Genomic DNA, 16,748 nt, shown 5'->3' with positions numbered 1-16,748 from the left:
GTCTCGGCCTGCCGTTTACGTCATGGTCCTAAATCAATCTCAAGCGTCTTATCAACCGTAACATTATCCATATCCCGCATCATGCGAATTTCATAAGTATCCTGTTTTGGGACCAAAAAGGACAATTCGTACTCCTCTTTCCCCTCGGACGGAATAATCAGTTCCTTTCTTAAGTCCGCTTTTTCCCCGTAATACTCTTCCCAAAGCTCCGGAGACTTCTCTTTATCCGGGCGCAACGAAGGAATTTCAAAATGGATGCTCATGCGATTCTCCGCTTTTTGCAGTACTTTAAGCTTTAACAAACCGTCTTCATACCGCGCCTGCGTAATCGTCATTTCCTTGCCTTTAAAACGGATCGGTTTCGGCAGGTCTTCGTTCAGGCCTAGCGTAAACGTATCGCTTCCCGTCCAGTCCGATATCTCTACAGCGCCGACATGAAGCTTTAAGCTGTTCACTGTCTCGTCAAAAAACGGGGAAGAGTTAAACGTCAGCTCGATTACGCCCGGCTGAAACTTATCGTTCACGGGCTGATATTTGGTCCGATAGGTGTCCAGGGGATACACCTTGCCGTTATTATCCGTTAATCGTATGACATCGTGCCCTCCGTCTCCGGCCAAATCAAGATCGAGCCCATAGTCTTTGCTGTTATCCAGCCGCAGTTCGGCGTAGGTATTCAGAGGAGTAATCTTGATATTGTCCAGCACCAATCCCCCGATATCCGAGTCGCCAGCAACCTTGATCTGCTGTTTTGCCTGAATAATCCGGTCTTCCACTAATTCGGACGGGGCAAACGGTACATTCATATCATACTCCCGGTCCTTGCGGCCTGAAGGGTCATCGCCCACATAGAGTTTAAAACTTAAAGTGTCGGGATTTCCCTTGAGAAACGCCTGAACTTCTTCCGGGTCCAGTTCCAGGATTTCCGAAATAACCAAAATCGGCTCTCCCGTTTCCTGATCGGAGATAATGTCCTCGCTGCCGCTCCCTTCAATCATTTCGAAGTCCAAGCTTTGTACAGTATAATGGTCGGCCGTTCTATCGAGCGTCAAGCTGCCATCGGGATTTTTGGCGAGATGGTCTTTGATTCCATCCGTTTGAATAAACGCCTTGTACATCAGTTTATCGCTGGTCAGATAGACATCCGCCAGACTTACTTTCATATCCCCAAACTGCTGAACTACCGGTTCAAAGGGAGTGTACTTATGAGCGGCGGCGTTCTCTACCCCGTCCTGGCTGCGGATTGCGTCCAGCCAGTCGGCGGCGACCGAAATGCCGGGGATTTGCTTAAGCATGCTGGCAAACGCCGGAGAAATCTCCGCCGAAACGAACAAGATCGAAACGGCGGCCGCCCCGGCGGCTAACCCGATAAATAAAGGCTTTCTTTTTTTCGGAAGGGAGGGCACCTTGTTGTTCTCACTATGTAACGCGATATTCCGGGCAAAATCCCTCAGTGATTCTGGGGCCGTTAACTGGTCCAGCGACCATGTCATCTCCCTTTTCATATTCATTTCAATCTTTGTATCCAGCATTAATCATCACCTTCCTGTTTCCGTTAGATTGATAAAGCTTGAGCAGTTTGTGCCGGGCGCGATGGAGCCGGGATTTTACCGTTCCTTCCTTCACGCCGAGCGTGGCCGCAATCTCCTCGATGGACATTTCCTGATAGTAAAAGAGCAGGACCACCGAACGATGTTGAATGTCCAGCGACATCACCTGGGAGAGCAGGCTGTGCTGCTCCTCTTTTTTCAATAGGGCTTCGATCGGCTGCGCCCCCTGATCCACTGGCTCCAAATGCTCCAACCCCTCTGTCATCCTGTTCAGTCGCGAACGCTTCCGCGCCAGATCGATCGCTCTCATGGCGCACAGATGCTTGAACCAGCCGGTAAAATTACGGATTTCCTTGCCGTTCATAATGGCCCTGTAAGCCTCGATCAAGGCGTTCTGGACGGCATCTTCCGCCAAATGCGACGAGCGCAATATCGCGGCGGACGCGCTGTATACCCGGTCCAGCAGCGGTTCGACCAGCTTGTAAAACGCCTCCCGATCGCCGTTTCTGCAGCGCTCTATCCACTCTTGTTCCTCTTGCATCATTTATCACTTCCTAAAGTTGATCTCGATATATAGGCGAAGCCTGTTTGGCACCGGTTCATTTTTTCCGGAGAAAAAAATAACGCCTCCTTTTGGATTTACCCGGCTCCAAAGAAGGCGCTGTGCAGGAGTCTAAGACTAAAGCTTATCGTTCCCGGCCCAAACCGGGCATGGCGGACTCCCTCGATTCCAGGCGGTTCTCAAGGACGAGGGAGAATATTGTCCAATGCCGAGGCGATCCGCAAACGGTCCCGCGCTTCGATCCATTCCTCCGGAACGGTCAGATGCCGGCAGGCGCTGCTCTGCAGATAGCTGTAAATGATCTGCGCTTCATCGATTTCGTCGCGGGCAAGCGCGCTGGAGGGCGGCGTCTTCTCCGCTCCGAAGCAGCCGAGCACCGCCTCCGTAATCTCGGCCCGCAGTTGCTCTACCGCCGTATCGGCAACATGATACTTTTCCCTGAAAAGCACGCGATTCCGCTTCACCAGAAACAGCTTGAACGTCTGACCGTCCAACGCTTCAACGATGGCGAGGCTGCGGTTTTGCACGGTGAATTGGATCATATTTTCCTTATTCAACAGCAGGCTTACCGCTTGCAGCGAATCCCTGTACCTGGCCGCGGCTTCAAAATCATACCGTTCGGCCGCCGCCGCCATCTCTTGTTCCATAACCTCGTATATACAGCGGTCGCTTCCCGCCAGCAGGGCGATGAAGCGGTCGACAATCCGCTCGTATTCCCGGACCGCTTCACCTCCGAGACACATGCCCCGGCATAACCCAAGCGAATAATTCAAACAGGGGGCTTGGCCGACGGAAGACCGGGCGCAGGCGATCTGCAGACACTCCTGAATCTCCCGGACCGCCTCCAAAACGGTGTTTTTGCTGGCCGCATAGGGGCCGAACCACACCTCCCCGGCCTCCCCGCTGCCCGGATGATGGGTGACTTCAATGCGGCGGAAGCCGTTTCCCGGCCGGATGGCGATATAAACATAAGCGAGCGGGTTTTTCATTTTTTTGTTGTATACCGGCTTCCATTCGCGAATTAACCGGCATTCCAGCATTAACGCTTCGAATTCGGTATCGGTCACCCGTATTTCCAGATCCTTGACGTTGTTGACCAGCCTTTTGATTTTATTGGAATGGGGCGCGGAAGGATAAAAATAAGACCGGACCCGCTGCTGCAAATTTTTCGACTTGCCGACGTACAAAATCCCCCCATTCCCGTCTTTCATCAAGTAGACTCCCGGCGATGACGGCAGATTTCCCAGCTTGTCCTTCATCTTGGCGCCTCCCCCTTTCTAATCAGCCTTGGCTCTTTGAAGTTACCATAAAAACCGGGCGGACGCATCATAGAGGCTGTCCACTGTTTTCCCGCTGCTTCATCATCGGTCCCCAAAGCTGATTTGTGCAAAATGTAACAAACTAGATTGACAATTTTGCTTCCAAAGTGGGAGCATGTAAGAAGCAATATTTTTCAATATTTTTCTATTGCATCCATAAACAAGATTCCTATCAAAACAAGGGTGATGTGAAAATGAACTGGAATCCCCAGCACACGGAAGTCATCATACGTTACCGCGACGGAACCGTCACCGCGGCGGAAGATACCGTCGTATCCGAACAGCCGGTTACGCTCAAAATCAATGGCGAGGAATTCGTGACCCTCGTCTGTACGCCGGAATACATCGAAGACTTGGCGATCGGTTATCTGGCATCGGAAGGCATTATCGAACGCATGGACGACATCATGGAATTGTGGGTTGAGGAGGCGGGCGGCTTCGTTCATGTGACGTTAAAAGAGTGGAACCCCTTGCACCGCCAGCTGTTCGCCAAGCGTTACGTCACTTCGTGCTGCGGGGCGAGCCGGCACGGGTTTGTGTACGTCAACGACGCGCGGACGGCCAAGGTTTTGCTGGACCGGCAGGTGCAGCTTAGTTTTGCCGACTGTTTTCGGCTTATGGACGAGCTGCAGCGGGGGGCCGAATTGTTTCACCGTACCGGCGGCGTACACAGCGCGGCCCTCTGCGATGCCGGCGGGATCCTGCTCGCCCGCAGCGACATCGGGCGCCATAACGCGCTCGATAAAATTTACGGCCACCGCCTGAGGCATGGCATGAGTCCGGACGGGCAAATCATCGCCTTCAGCGGCCGGATTTCCTCGGAAATCCTGCTCAAGGCGGCGAAGATCGGCTGCGCGGTCGTTTTATCCAAATCCGCCCCCACGGCGCTGGCCCTGGAGCTCGCCGAGCACCTCGGGATCACGACGGTCGGGTTTATCCGCGGTCATTCCTGCAACGTATATACCCATCCGGAGCGGATCAGCGGGTGCGGCCCGGAATCGCCGCTGCATTGATTGCATCTTTGGAATCCGAAAAAACGGAATACCTAAGTTGTTATTCATTTTCAGGATTGGAGGAAACCGCAACGAAGCGAATCCATTCACCCCAAGTCGGAGCGTTATTGGACCGTCTGTATGCCGAGGCTTCTTTAAACCGTCAAGAGCTGCTCGTCGTTCTGCGCCATCTGAACCCGGAGACCCGGGAACAGCTGCGCGCGCTTGCGCACCGAAAACGGCTCGGCATGTACGGGACCAAAGTATATTTGCGCGGACTGATTGAATTTTCGAATATATGCAAACAAAACTGCCTGTATTGCGGACTTCGTTCCGCAAACCGGTCGCTTGAGCGCTATCGGCTGACCCCGGAAGAAATTGCGGATTGCTGCCGGGAAGGGTACGAACTTGGCTACCGGACATTTGTGCTGCAGAGCGGGGAAGACAACTGGTATACGGCGGAACGGTTGGTGCGCATCGTCAGCGGGATTAAACAGCGGTTCCCGGATGCGGCGGTCACCCTGTCGATCGGGGAACGGGACGACGAGACCTACGCCCGCCTGTTTGCCGCCGGAGCCGACCGGTTTTTGCTGCGCCACGAAACCGCCTCTTCCCGCCTGTATCGGGCCCTGCATCCGACCATGTCGTTTGAGAACCGGCGGGATCGGCTGGCGGCGTTGCAGCGGATCGGCTACCAGGTGGGAGCCGGGTTCATGGTCGGCTTGCCCGGGCAGACGCCGGAGGATTTGGCCGAGGATCTGCTGTATCTCAAACGGCTTGACCCCGATATGGTCGGAATCGGCCCGTTCCTGCCCCATCATGCGACGCCGCTGAAGGATTACCCGGCCGGGACGCTGGAAGCGACGCTCGACATGATCGCCCTGACCCGACTTTTGCTTCCGGCCGCCTTGATTCCGGCCACGACCGCGATGGGAACGGCTCACCCTTACGGCCGGGAAATGGCGCTGCAGGCCGGGGCCAACGTGGTTATGCCGAATTTGTCGCCGCTGGCCGTACGCCCGAAATACGCCCTTTACGACAACAAAATTTGTCTGGGCGACGAATCCGCGCAGTGCCGTTTTTGCTTGGAACGGCGGATCGCCTCCGTTGGCCTGGAGGTCGACATGGGCCGCGGCGACAGCCTGAAATCGCTGTCCGGCGCGGTTTGAACTGATTTTTACTAGCTGTCTCTATACAAATATTTCAAAAGGAGTGGATCAACATGAGTCGAGTTACCGAAAGCGAACCTGCCAATTTTATTCAGGATGAGGAGATTGCCGCGGCATTGGACTACGGAAAGAAGGCGGCGAATGACCACGGCTTGGTCGAGGCGATATTGGAAAAAGCGATGGACTGCAAGGGGCTGACCGCCCTGGAAGCGGCCGTTCTGTTATACGTTGACGACGACGGCATTATGCAGCGGTTGTTCGCGGCTTCCAGACAGATTAAGGAGCGGATTTACGGCAACCGGATCGTACTGTTTGCCCCGCTTTATGTCAGCGACTACTGCGTCAATCACTGCGTTTATTGCGGATACAAGCATTCCAACACCGAGTTTGAGCGCCATCGCCTGACTATGGAGGAGATCGCCAAGGAAGTGAGCGTGCTGGAGTCGCTGGGCCACAAGCGCATCGTGATCGAGGCCGGCGAAGATCCCCGCCACTGCGACATCGACTATATCCTCGATTGCATCAACACCGCCTACGAAACCAAAACGGGCAACGGCAGCATCCGCCGGATCAACGTCAACATCGCGGCCACGACGGTGGAGGAATACCGCCTGCTTGCGGGAGCCGGCATCGGCACTTATATTTTGTTTCAGGAAACCTACCATCGCCTCAGCTACCAGCATTACCATCCCCGCGGACCCAAAAGGGACTACGACTGGCACACCACCGCCATGGACAGAGCGATGCGCGCCGGAATCGACGATGTCGGCATCGGCGTGCTTTACGGTCTTTACGACTATCATTACGAAACGGTCGCCATGCTGAAGCATGCCGAGCATCTGGAAGAAACCTTCGGCTGCGGTCCGCACACCATTTCCGTTCCGCGTCTGCGCGCGGCGGAAAATGTCCACCTCGACAACTACCCTTACCTTGTCAGCGACCGGGATTTCATGAAAGTGGTCGCCGTATTGCGTCTGGCGGTGCCTTATACCGGCATGATCCTGTCCACGCGCGAGGACCCCGAGCTGCGGGATGAAATCATTAAACTCGGCATCTCCCAAATCAGTGCGGGTTCCGCCACCGGTGTCGGCGGATACGCGGTCAACAAGGACAAGGACGACAACCCGCAGTTTCAGGTCGGAGACCATCGTTCGCCGCAGGAAATCATCAAGTGCTTATGCCAGGACGGCTACGTGCCCAGCTACTGCACCGCCTGCTATCGCGAAGGCCGGACGGGCGACCGGTTTATGCAGCTCGCCAAGTCCGGGCAGATTCATAATATCTGCCAGCCCAACTCCCTGCTTACCTTCCAGGAATATTTGCTGGATTATGCGGACGAAGAAATGCGCGAGCTTGGAGAACGGACGATTGCGGAAAATCTCGAACGCATCCCCCGCGAAGCGACGCGCAAGCTGACGATGAAGCGGCTGGAGCGAGTTCGTAACGGCGAAAGGGATTTGAGATTTTGACGCATTACGCATTGCAAAAACGCCTGCGGAAGTATCGCATTCCGCAGGCGTTTCGTTTTTCACGGCTCTGAGGGCGTTTTAGATCATGGGGGTTTCTGCTAAACCCTGTTGTGGCTCTAACTATATACCTAGCTTTTTCTACGCTAACGGTTGCCACCCTCGCTTATTCGGGCGAAAAAGCAGTGGTTTCTTTTTTAACGGTTGTAGCAGCGGCTATTTTCCGAAAAAAGACCTTTTCTAAATTCTAACGGTTGCGAGCGACGCTAATTTCCTTAATCCAAGCAAAAACAACCGGTTTTCAGTGTAATAAGCGCTATGGCAACCGTTACAATTTGAAATCAACGTTTTTGGCACAAATAACGCTTGTGGCAACCGTTAGAATATTGGTGTGGCTAAAAAATGTATCTTGTCAGATTTAATGCAACGCTAGTGACATAAAACGGGAAATAGGCTCGCTGGCAACCGTTACATTTTGTATCCGCTCGTTTTTACCCAAAAATAGCGTCGTTCACAACCGTTTAGATTTTTTTCACACTTTTCTGCCGCTATCCCGATACCGCTTCAACTGTTTTATGGCTAGCGGGCGACCCCGCCAAACAGCTGCAAGGCCTGAGCCGTGGCCGCGCGTTTTTCGGCGACGGATACCTGCACGCGGGCGGGAACGATAAGCTGCAGCGCATTGGTCGGACAGACGCTTACACAGGCCGGCCCGCCGGGGGTACCCTCGCACAGATCGCATTTGCTGGCCACGATTTTTTCCTTGGGAATCCAAGCTCCGGCCGCGTTATAGCGCAACCCCGCCTGCAGCTGTTTCTCTCCATCGCGATACAAAGGCACCATCTCGATCGCTCCGTACGGGCAAGCCAGCATGCAGGTTTTGCAGCCGATACAGGTGTCCTGATTGATGCAAATACCGTCCTCGCTGCTGGTGATCGAGCCGTTCGGGCACACATTGGCGCACGGCGCATCCTCGCAATGCCGGCATTGCACGGGAGCCGTTATATTTTCTGTCTTCACAACGGTAAGCCGGGGGTAGAACTCCGTCTCTCCGGGCGTTTGCCGAAAAAAATCCTGGTCCGAATGAGCCACCGCGCAGGCCGCTTCGCAAGTATGGCAGCCGATGCATTTATCGGGATCGGCAAGCACAAAGCTGTTCATAGTTTGACCTCCTCTTTAAGGCTTACTTCCTCGGGCTTTCGCCGGGACTTGAAATGGGTATGCAGCAAATGGTGCGAAACGCTGCCCAGCGGCTCGCCCAAAACATCTTCGTACAGTTTTTTGATCCCCGGGTTTTCATGCGCTTTGCGTACAGGCAGCCCGGCATCATGACGGTAAACCGCGCTTTTCCGGGCCCGGATAGCAAGCTCGCGCATTTGCTCCGTCAGCAGCTTCGGCTGTCCCCCGCCGCTGATGCAGCCCGCCGGACAAGCCATCACTTCGATGAAATGATACGGGCAAGTCCCGTCCGCCACCGCCCGCAGTACGGGACCGACATGCTGCAGTCCGGCGACCACCGCCACTTTGAGCTCCAGTTCGCCAACCTGCACGTCCGCGGTGCGAATGCCTTCCTCGCCGCGCACGAAATCGAGCTGCAGCCGGGGAATTTCCTGCTCCGTCAGCAGCTCGTACCCGGTGCGGATCGCGGCTTCCATGACGCCGCCGGTCACGCCGAAAATCGTACCGGCGCCCGAATATTCCCCAAGCGGAGCGTCGAACGGTTCGTCGGGCAAAGCGGCAAAATCGATCCCCTGGTCTTTAATAAGATAGGCCAGTTCACGGGTTGTAATGACCACATCCACGTCGCGGTATCCGCTGGCCTGCATCTCCGGACGGGCACATTCGAATTTTTTGCAGGTGCAGGGCATGACCGCCACGCTGTAAATGTCCGCCGGGTTCACCCCGGCCAGCTCGGCGCCGTAGGTTTTAAACAATGCCCCGGCCATCTGCATCGGCGATTTGCAGCTGGACAAATGATCGAGCAGCTCCGGAGCCGCCGTCTCGGCGTGCTTCACCCAGGCCGGGCAGCAGGAGGTGAACATCGGCAGCCGTTCCCCGTCCAGCACCCGCCGGATCAGCTCCGTCCCTTCCTCCATCACCGTTAAATCGGCGCCAAAATTCGTGTCGTAAATTCTGTCGAACCCGAGCCGCCGCAGCGCGGCCGCCATTTTGCCCGGCGTCAGCGTCCCCAGCGGAAGGCCGAACTCCTCCGCCAGCGACACGCGAATGGCCGGCGCGCACTGCACGACCTTGTGCAGCCCGGGACGGCCCAGCATTTGCCGGACCTCAAGCGCATGCCCGGTGGAATAAGCGGCAAACAGCGGCTCCCGTACACTGGCGGGCATTCCCCGGAGCGCCCGTTTCGCCGCCAGCCGCTCCCGCGCCTCGAACCCGCCGGCAAGCCCGCTTCCCGCCGATTCCCCGGCCAATTCGGCGGCGTAATCTTCGCTATAGTCTGCGGCAAAGGCGGTACACACCTGGACACATTGCCCGCAAATCACGCAGCGGTCGGCGTCGATCATCTGGGGACTCCCGGCATCGCCGTGAATCGCGCCGACCGGACAAACGGAGGCGCACCGCTTGCAGCCGGTACACAATTGCTCATCGATATGAATTATCGGATCATAGCTAGGACTTGGCATAACTCTACCTTCTTTGCCATTCATATAGTTTGCTTATTAAAGCTAAAACGGCATTGCCTTTAAATCCGGAAACGGACGTACAGTCCGCTCCGGCTTCCCCGTTACCAAGGACAGCGCGCCGACCGGACAGGCGGCCACGCAGGCGGGAGACGCCGCGGCGTCCGCGGGCCCCGGCTCCAGCGTCCGGCCTGCAGGCCGCGATTCTGCCGCTCCCGCCTCCATGGCGCCGCCTTGCGTTTGGCCCGCCACTTCGGCCCATGTGTGCAGCGGCGCACAGCTTTGGCACAGGTCGCATTTGCTGGCGACCAGCCGCGGCTTGGGCTCCGCGCCGCGTTCGGTATGCGCCGAAAGTCCGCTCTGCAGCACTTCCCGGCCGTGCGAATACGATTTGACCAGCGCGATCGCGCCAAACGGACAAGCCAGCGCACAAGCCTTGCAGCCGATGCAGCGCTCCTCGTCGATCAGAATGGCGCCGTTTTCCTGGCGGATCGCCCCTACCGGGCAAGCCGCCGCGCAGGGCGCGTTTTCGCAATGCCGGCACTGCACCGGCGCCGCGGAGCGCCCCGCCTTCGTTACGTACAACCGAGGAATTACCGGAATCGTAATCGTTCCGACGGCGGCGCTCACTCCGTTCTCCCGGTTATGCACCGCAAAGCAGGCCAGCTCGCAGGCTTTGCAGCCGATACATTTGCCGGCGTCCGCGATGACGAACGGATTCGCCTCCATTTTCCCGGTGCCCATATGCTCCTCTCCTTTCCAAAAGCGCAAGCGCCGGCCGCGTTTCATCGCCTCGCCCGCGCTTGCACGCTGAACTCGCACGCTTAAACCGTGACGTGCATCTGCTTGCGGAGCTCCTCATATTGCTGCCGGACCTCCTGTTCGGCCCGTTCCTGATCGGCGATCCGCTCCAGCTTAATGGCGCAGAATTTATACTCCGGCGTTTTGGATACCGGGTCCAGGAAATCGCCGGTCAGCTCGTTGCAAGCTCCGATCCAGTAATGGTAGGTCATGTACGTGGCGCCGGGTTTAACCCGGTCGCTGATTTGCGCCCTCGACACGATCCGCCCCCGCCGGGACACCACCCGCACCAGCTCCCCGTCACGCACCTGCAGCGCCACCCCGTCCTCAGGGCTGATTTGAATAAAGCCCGGTTCATCGGACAGCCGGCTAAGCGCGCGGCAGTTTCCGGTCATCGTGCGCACCGAATAATGCCCCACTTCGCGCACCGTGGACAAAGTGAGCGGGTAGTCCGCGTCCGGCAGCTCCTGCGGGGCCCGCCATTCACAGGCGAACAGCCGCCCTTTGCCGTTGGGCGTACTGAAGCGGTTGCCTTCGTACAGGAACGGCGTCCCCGGATGATCGTCGGACGGACAAGGCCACTGCACGCTTCCCTGCTCCTCCATCTTCCGGTAGCTGGCGCCGGCAAATTTCGGGCACAGGCTGCGCATTTCATCCCAAATTTCCTCCGTGTTGCGGTAGGACATCGGATAGCCCATCGCCGTGGCCACTTCGCAAATAATTTGCCAGTCCGGCTTGGCTTCGCCCTGCGGCTCCACCGCTTTGCGAATCCGCTGAAAACCGCGGTCCGCCGAGGAATACACCCCGTCATGCTCGCCCCAGGAGGTGGCCGGCAGGACGACATCCGCGTGCAGCGCCGTTTTGTTCATGAAAATGTCCTGCACAATCACCAGTTCCATTTCGTCCAGCGCCTCGCGCAGTTCGGCCGCGTTCGGGTCGCTTTGCACCGGATCTTCGCCGAAAATATAATAAGCTTTCAGCTTCTTTTCCTTGAGCACCAGCCGGGGCACCTCCGTCAAATGGAAGCCGGTTTTATCCGGCAGACTCACGCCCCACGCTTTCTCGAATTTCTGCCTGATCTTCTTGTCCGTCACCGGCTGATATCCCGGATAAACATTCGGCAAGGCGCCCATATCGCACGACCCTTGGACATTGTTCTGTCCGCGCACCGGCCCGATCCCTACGCCGCGCCGCCCGAAATTTCCGGTCAGCAGGGCCAGGGAAGCCAGTCCTTTTACGACGTCCACCGCCTGCGAGAACTGGCAGACGCCCATCCCGTACAAAATGAACGCCTTATCCGCCCGCGCGTACTCCCGCATCGCCCGGCGAATATCGGCGGGGTCGACGCCGGTAATCGCCGCGGCGTATTCCGGGGAATATTTTTTGATCCCCTCCGCATACTCGGCGAAGCCTTCCACGTAATGGGAGACATAGTCCCGGTCGTATAAACCCTCATGCACCAGTACATGCCCAAACGCGTTGACCAGGGCCATGTTGGTGCCGCCCTTGAGCGGCAGCCACAAATCGGCGATGCGCGCCGATTCCGTCTTGCGCGGGTCCACGACGATCACGGTCGCCCCTTTTTGCTTGGCATTAACGATCCTCCTGGCGACGATCGGGTGAGTGTCGGCCGCGTTGTAGCCAAAAATCAGCACAAGGCTCGCTTCCTCAATCTCCGGAATCGAATTGGACATCGCCCCGTCGCCCAGCGAATAGCTCAGCCCGGCCACGGACGGGCCGTGGCACACACGGGCGCAATGGTCGATGTTGTTGGTGCCGATGCAGGCGCGCATAAATTTTTGCATCACATAGTTCGCCTCATTGCCCGGCCCCCGGGCCGACCCGGTCCCCATAATCGCATCGGGCCCGTACTTCTCTTTAATGGCCGCAAGACGCTCGGCCGTAAACCGGATCGCTTCCTCCCAGGGCACCTCCTTTAGCTGCCCCTCCTTGCGGATCATCGGCTTGCGCAGCCGCGCCGTCAAAAGCTGCGGATCGTTCAAGAAATCCCAACCGTAATGCCCTTTCAGGCATAACTTGCCTTCGTTGGTTCTCCCGTTCGCGGGTTCGGCGCCAACCACCTGCCCGTCCTCCACCTTCAAATACAGCTGACAACCGCTCCCGCAATACGGGCAAACCGTAAGCACTTGGTTTCCCATCGCTCTAACGCCACCTCTTTTTGTGAATTTTTGCACAAATGATTGCAGAATGAATGACAGAAACAAAAAAGCCAATACAAAGGCATGCTTGTCACACCGTGTATTGGCCTATTAAACAGCGAAAAGGCAGGCGCCTCTTTCTCTTTAATCAAACCGTCTTATTCAGTTCGATGATAATGGTCCGCTCCCCTTGCCTGTCATGGCTTATGGACCATGAGTAGGTAAAGGGGCCGCCTACCGCATCCGCCGCTTCCTGCATAAACTCGCGTTCCAAATAAGGCTGCAAAACTTTCCAGTATTGCTTGACGAGGTCGGTGGCACCTTCTTTCACTAAAATTTCCGATAAGTTGGATAAAATCCCTTTGATTTCGACGGTCGCCTTGCCCGCGCCGTCCAAGTTCACTTTGACGTTCTCCGGCCCTTTTCCCCGGTAGTGTTTGACGATTTTGACCGCAAGCCTTCTGATTCTCTCCTGAGCTTCAAACACCGTGGCAATAGACATACTGAGAACCTCGACAAACAAATGCCTTAATTTGGAAAATATTTCACAATTTAAATGTTACCCCCGCTAGAAATATTTTGTCAATCCAAAAAAAGGGTGATATCTACCCGTTTCCATGAAATTTCCGCAACTTCTCTGCCAAAACGATGTTATTTCGGCAAAATAATCGCCATCATGCGGACAGGAAAAATCGCGCAGAAAAGAAGCGGAGCTGCCCCCGCTTCCTCTCAATTTCCTATAAGCTTGCCCGGGTTACTGCAATTGCCACAAAGCAGGCACATTAGCCGGCTCCCAGCCGGCGAGCGAGGTGTGCGCCTGAAGGCACAGATAAATGCCGCCGTTGTAAGACACGAGATCATTAACCTTGTAGGCCGCTCCCGGTTCCCATGGACGAGCCTCGCCATCGCCCGGATTTTCCTCCGCCGTCGTCTTCCCTTGAACGGAGGCGGCCGCGGATACATTGCCGGCTGCGTCTCTTGCGGTTACCTTGAAGGTGTAAGCCGTATCCGGCGACAGACCGGTAATGGTTGCCGAAGTTCCGGTTACATTTATGCTGCCGGTGCCATAAGCAACGGTGTAGCCGGTCACGCCCACGTTATCCGTGGAGGCGTCCCAGGCGAGGCTGACGCTGGTCGGCGCGGTTTCCGTCACGCGCAGTTGTCCCGGTGCAGTCGGCGGCGTGGTATCCAGTCCCGGTTCAGGCTCGGGCTGCGGATCGATCGGCCCGTTAGGGCAATCCTCAATATATTTCCACGCGCCGTCCGCGCCGCTTTGATCGGGGCGATCCCCCTGGGTCCACCATCTGGCTTCGTAAATTTTGCCGTTGTAAACTACACGCTGGCCGCCGGTATATACTGCGTTGCTATCCCATGCTGCGTACGGACAGTCGCTTCCCTCGGCAGTCTTCACCTTGATCGAGGCGGCTGCGGACAGGTTGCCGGCCGCATCCTTCGCCTTGACCGTAAAGGTGTATTCCGTATTCGGCGAAAGGCCGCCGACCGTAGCCGCGGTGCCTGTTACATTCAGGCTGCCCGCGCCATAAGCGACGGTGTAGCCGGTCACGCCCACGTTGTCCGTGGAGGCGTCCCAGGCCAGCGTCACGCTGGTGGCCGATTGGGCCGTCGCCCGGAGATTGCCGGGAACGGTGGGCGGGGTTTGATCGTCGCTTCCGCCACCGCCGTCATCGCCACCACCGCCGTCAACGGCCAAATCGCCGGCCAGCTTGTTCAGCAGCGTTTTGTTCCGGTCGCCGCTAAACTCCCAGAACATGGCCCCGCCCAAATGGTTTGCTTTAATGAAACCGCTCTTGTAGCCGATCGATTGTTGATCGTCATAGCTGATAAAGGTTCCGCTGCTCGGATTGAACAGGTAAGGGACCTTGGCGATATCGTTCCAATAACGGGTATAGCCGTTTTTGTTGATATAATTGTTCTCCAGATCGCTATAGTCGAAAACGCCCTTTTCCCAAGTGCCCGCCGAAGGGCCGGCGTTTTTTTGATATTGGCCGTTGCCGGCGGCCGCTGCCCCGGTCCAGCCCCGTCCGTAGAAAGGAACTCCCAGCACGAGCTTACCGGCCGGTACGCCAGCGTTCAGATGCCCGCGCACGCCCGCTTCCACATAAAAGCTTTCCGAGTCCGGAACACCGGCCGCCACCGCCGCCGGATCCAGGTACAAGGGAGCGTTGTGGGCGGTGATGTTCTGCCAGCCGCCATTGAAGTCATAAGTCATGATGTTGATCCAGTCAACGATATCGGAGATCTTGTCCAACTCGGTGTTCTGAGCAAACGCAGGGGACGCGCCCGAGGCGATCGTCAGCAGATAACGCTTACCATCCTTGGCTCCCGCGGCGTCCAGCTTCTCCCGGGTTTTCTGCAGCAGCAGCGTGAAGTTTTGCTTGTCTTCCGCCCGTCTGCTGTTGCCCTGAAGTCCTCCGCTGACCGGATACTCCCAGTCCAGGTCGACGCCGTCAAATTGATATTTGCGGAGAAAATCGACCGCGGAATTGGCGAAGTTTTCACGCAACGCCGGGTCGGCGGCCACGTCCGAAAACCGGTTGGACCACGACCATCCGCCGACGGAAATAAGCGTTTTCAGATGCGGGTACCGCTGCTTCAGCTTGATCAGTTGATTGAAATTGCCGCGCAGCGGCTGGTCCCAGGTATCTCCGGGATAGCTTTTTTGCGCGTCGATCCACGGATCGCCCATCACGATCGTGCCGTTCGGCACGTTGATGACCCCAACCTCATCCTGCGTAGTCCAGGTCTGCGGATTGGGACCGGTCGGATCCGGATTGCCGTGAATGCCGTTCCAGGCGATATCGGCGAACGCGTAATTGATATGCGTAACTTTGGAGGCATCGATATCCGAGACCAGATAATTTCTCGCATAGGCCCCCCAGGATGGATAATAACCTACGATCTTATAATCTGCCGCGCCGGCGGCCTCCGCACGATTCTCACCAAACGGGGAAAGCGAAAACAACGGAACGATAAGCGCGGCAACGAGCAGCCATATCCCCGGCTTCTTGAATTCTTTTGCGTGCTTCAACATGATTCTCCTCCTCAATTACTGTAAGATAAGATGCCGACGGCCTGCCGACCGCAAAGCCGAAATGCTTGAAATCCGCCTATCACCTGCCCCTCCTGAATATGGTTAATCTCCCAAAATAAAAAGAGATTACCAAGTAGATATTTTTACATATTTGCCATGAATCCTCCTATATTTTTAGAAATTTACTTTAATTTGATAGATTTAAGTGCGGAGTTGCCCTGATATTTATCGAAAATGCCCGATAGTTAAAGGGTTTGGGGAAATTATGACAAAAAAGGGAACTTTCAAAACAGCTCATAGATTCAAGGGAATCGTCCCCAAGATACAACAAGCCCGGCGCCGTTTCCGGCACCGGGCTCGTTTAGACGCTCCAGAGTGAACTAACTTAATTGGAGGGTTGTGATGCAAGTGTTGTCGCTGTCAAACGTGGAAAACTCCGACTCGGCCGTTTTCCCGTCGTGACCTACCGTGATACGGTACGTTTTGTCCCGCGGCAGCCACAGATCGATAAATCCGTTGGCCTGAGACTTCATTTTTTGATCCAAAATAGTGCTGCCCTCCAGATCGGCGATGGATACATCAAACTCTTGATCCGCCAGTTCCCCTTGGCAGCCTGTCAAACTGTGAATATCGCATGGATGCGTTTGCTCGAGATACGGCGCGATGGACACAAAAAACTCGTCTTCCGGCAGTTCATACGCCGTAGAACCTTTTCCCTCGTCAGTCACCACAAGCTGACGCGCCGTGATCGAAGCCGATTGGGCTTGCAGGTTGTCCGCGCTGTAATCGTGCACCAGTTGCTTCAAGCTTTGCGCATCCAGCCTGACGGTTGCAGCTTCTTTCTCAGCGCTTCCCGTAAAAATATAGTAAGTTCCTAACGCCGCAACCACAATAACTCCGGCCGTCAGCAAGACATTTCTCCGTTTCATTCCTTGCACCCTTTCCGTTTAACAAGTTATTTTATGTAAGCAGATTGCTTCCTCATCCTGTCTAATAATACCATACATACGTATAGTATTGAGCAAAAAGCGGACGTTCATCC

13 protein-coding genes are annotated in these 16,748 nt (G+C 56.1%); 3 read left to right on the top strand and 10 right to left on the bottom strand.

Annotation, left to right across the window (positions count from 1 at the left end):
- Positions 1 to 20 precede the first annotated feature (20 nt).
- The 3 genes from NYE69_RS13315 to NYE69_RS13305 all read right to left on the bottom strand — a co-directional run bounded on the left by NYE69_RS13315 (position 21) and on the right by NYE69_RS13305 (position 3,368).
- A complete protein-coding gene (locus NYE69_RS13315; RefSeq protein WP_340926558.1) occupies positions 21 to 1,529 on the bottom strand; it encodes a hypothetical protein in 1,509 nt (502 codons plus the stop codon).
- Positions 1,510 to 2,091 (bottom strand): RNA polymerase sigma factor, encoded by a 582-nt coding sequence (locus NYE69_RS13310; protein WP_340926557.1) that lies wholly within the window; start codon positions 2,089 to 2,091, stop codon positions 1,510 to 1,512. The genes NYE69_RS13315 and NYE69_RS13310 overlap by 20 nt, the downstream gene beginning before the upstream one ends.
- Before the next feature lie 197 nt (positions 2,092 to 2,288).
- A complete protein-coding gene (locus NYE69_RS13305) occupies positions 2,289 to 3,368 on the bottom strand; it encodes a GIY-YIG nuclease family protein (protein ID WP_340926556.1) in 1,080 nt (359 codons plus the stop codon).
- A 254-nt stretch (positions 3,369 to 3,622) separates the two neighbouring features.
- Between NYE69_RS13305 and fdhD the strand changes: the two genes are divergently transcribed.
- From fdhD to hydG, 3 genes are all read left to right on the top strand, one after another.
- Entirely contained in the window at positions 3,623 to 4,441 is an 819-nt protein-coding gene (gene fdhD, locus NYE69_RS13300; protein ID WP_326045385.1) for a formate dehydrogenase accessory sulfurtransferase FdhD, read from the top strand.
- A 116-nt stretch (positions 4,442 to 4,557) separates the two neighbouring features.
- The gene (gene hydE, locus NYE69_RS13295) at positions 4,558 to 5,589 is read left to right on the top strand and encodes a [FeFe] hydrogenase H-cluster radical SAM maturase HydE (protein ID WP_340930392.1); all 1,032 of its coding nucleotides are present in this window, start codon (positions 4,558 to 4,560) and stop codon (positions 5,587 to 5,589) included.
- A gap of 53 nt (positions 5,590 to 5,642) precedes the next feature.
- Positions 5,643 to 7,058, top strand: coding sequence for a [FeFe] hydrogenase H-cluster radical SAM maturase HydG (gene hydG, locus NYE69_RS13290; protein ID WP_340926555.1), 1,416 nt, complete (start codon positions 5,643 to 5,645; stop codon positions 7,056 to 7,058).
- A gap of 576 nt (positions 7,059 to 7,634) precedes the next feature.
- Here hydG and NYE69_RS13285 read toward each other — a convergent pair.
- The 7 genes from NYE69_RS13285 to NYE69_RS13255 form a co-directional block, all read right to left on the bottom strand.
- Positions 7,635 to 8,216 (bottom strand): 4Fe-4S dicluster domain-containing protein, encoded by a 582-nt coding sequence (locus NYE69_RS13285; protein WP_340926554.1) that lies wholly within the window; start codon positions 8,214 to 8,216, stop codon positions 7,635 to 7,637.
- Positions 8,213 to 9,697: a [FeFe] hydrogenase, group A gene (locus tag NYE69_RS13280; RefSeq protein WP_340926553.1), complete on the bottom strand. Its 1,485-nt coding sequence runs from the start codon at positions 9,695 to 9,697 to the stop codon at positions 8,213 to 8,215. The genes NYE69_RS13285 and NYE69_RS13280 overlap by 4 nt, the downstream gene beginning before the upstream one ends.
- 42 nt (positions 9,698 to 9,739) lie before the next feature.
- Positions 9,740 to 10,438 carry a 4Fe-4S dicluster domain-containing protein gene (locus NYE69_RS13275; protein WP_340926552.1) on the bottom strand — a complete coding sequence of 233 codons (699 nt, stop codon included), beginning with the start codon at positions 10,436 to 10,438 and terminating at the stop codon, positions 9,740 to 9,742.
- 80 nt (positions 10,439 to 10,518) lie between these two features.
- A complete protein-coding gene (fdhF, locus tag NYE69_RS13270) occupies positions 10,519 to 12,654 on the bottom strand; it encodes a formate dehydrogenase subunit alpha (RefSeq protein WP_340926551.1) in 2,136 nt (711 codons plus the stop codon).
- Between the two features lie 148 nt (positions 12,655 to 12,802).
- Entirely contained in the window at positions 12,803 to 13,156 is a 354-nt protein-coding gene (locus tag NYE69_RS13265) for a Na-translocating system protein MpsC family protein (RefSeq protein ID WP_326045013.1), read from the bottom strand.
- Between the two features lie 252 nt (positions 13,157 to 13,408).
- Entirely contained in the window at positions 13,409 to 15,706 is a 2,298-nt protein-coding gene (locus NYE69_RS13260; protein ID WP_340926550.1) for a glycosyl hydrolase family 18 protein, read from the bottom strand.
- A 380-nt stretch (positions 15,707 to 16,086) separates the two neighbouring features.
- Positions 16,087 to 16,635, bottom strand: coding sequence for a CueP family metal-binding protein (locus tag NYE69_RS13255; protein WP_340926549.1), 549 nt, complete (start codon positions 16,633 to 16,635; stop codon positions 16,087 to 16,089).
- Positions 16,636 to 16,748 lie beyond the last annotated feature (113 nt).

Origin of the sequence: Paenibacillus sp. FSL R5-0527 (genome assembly GCF_038008055.1) — a bacterium.
Classification (GTDB): Bacteria; Bacillota; Bacilli; order Paenibacillales; family Paenibacillaceae; genus Fontibacillus; species Fontibacillus macerans.
The sequence above is the reverse complement of the archived record's forward strand: the minus strand, read 5'-3'. Positions and strand labels throughout refer to the sequence as shown.

Excerpts from the sequence above, each read along its gene's own strand:
- NYE69_RS13315 (WP_340926558.1), bottom strand. The coding sequence starts at position 1,529 with ATGCTGGATACAAAGATTGAAATGAATATGAAAAGGGAGATGACATGG.
- NYE69_RS13310 (WP_340926557.1), bottom strand. The coding sequence starts at position 2,091 with ATGATGCAAGAGGAACAAGAGTGGATAGAGCGCTGCAGAAACGGCGAT.
- NYE69_RS13305 (WP_340926556.1), bottom strand. The coding sequence starts at position 3,368 with ATGAAGGACAAGCTGGGAAATCTGCCGTCATCGCCGGGAGTCTACTTG.
- fdhD (WP_326045385.1), top strand. The coding sequence starts at position 3,623 with ATGAACTGGAATCCCCAGCACACGGAAGTCATCATACGTTACCGCGAC.
- hydG (WP_340926555.1), top strand. The coding sequence starts at position 5,643 with ATGAGTCGAGTTACCGAAAGCGAACCTGCCAATTTTATTCAGGATGAG.
- NYE69_RS13285 (WP_340926554.1), bottom strand. The coding sequence starts at position 8,216 with ATGAACAGCTTTGTGCTTGCCGATCCCGATAAATGCATCGGCTGCCAT.
- NYE69_RS13280 (WP_340926553.1), bottom strand. The coding sequence starts at position 9,697 with ATGCCAAGTCCTAGCTATGATCCGATAATTCATATCGATGAGCAATTG.
- NYE69_RS13275 (WP_340926552.1), bottom strand. The coding sequence starts at position 10,438 with ATGGGCACCGGGAAAATGGAGGCGAATCCGTTCGTCATCGCGGACGCC.
- fdhF (WP_340926551.1), bottom strand. The coding sequence starts at position 12,654 with ATGGGAAACCAAGTGCTTACGGTTTGCCCGTATTGCGGGAGCGGTTGT.
- NYE69_RS13265 (WP_326045013.1), bottom strand. The coding sequence starts at position 13,156 with ATGTCTATTGCCACGGTGTTTGAAGCTCAGGAGAGAATCAGAAGGCTT.
- NYE69_RS13260 (WP_340926550.1), bottom strand. The coding sequence starts at position 15,706 with ATGTTGAAGCACGCAAAAGAATTCAAGAAGCCGGGGATATGGCTGCTC.
- NYE69_RS13255 (WP_340926549.1), bottom strand. The coding sequence starts at position 16,635 with ATGAAACGGAGAAATGTCTTGCTGACGGCCGGAGTTATTGTGGTTGCG.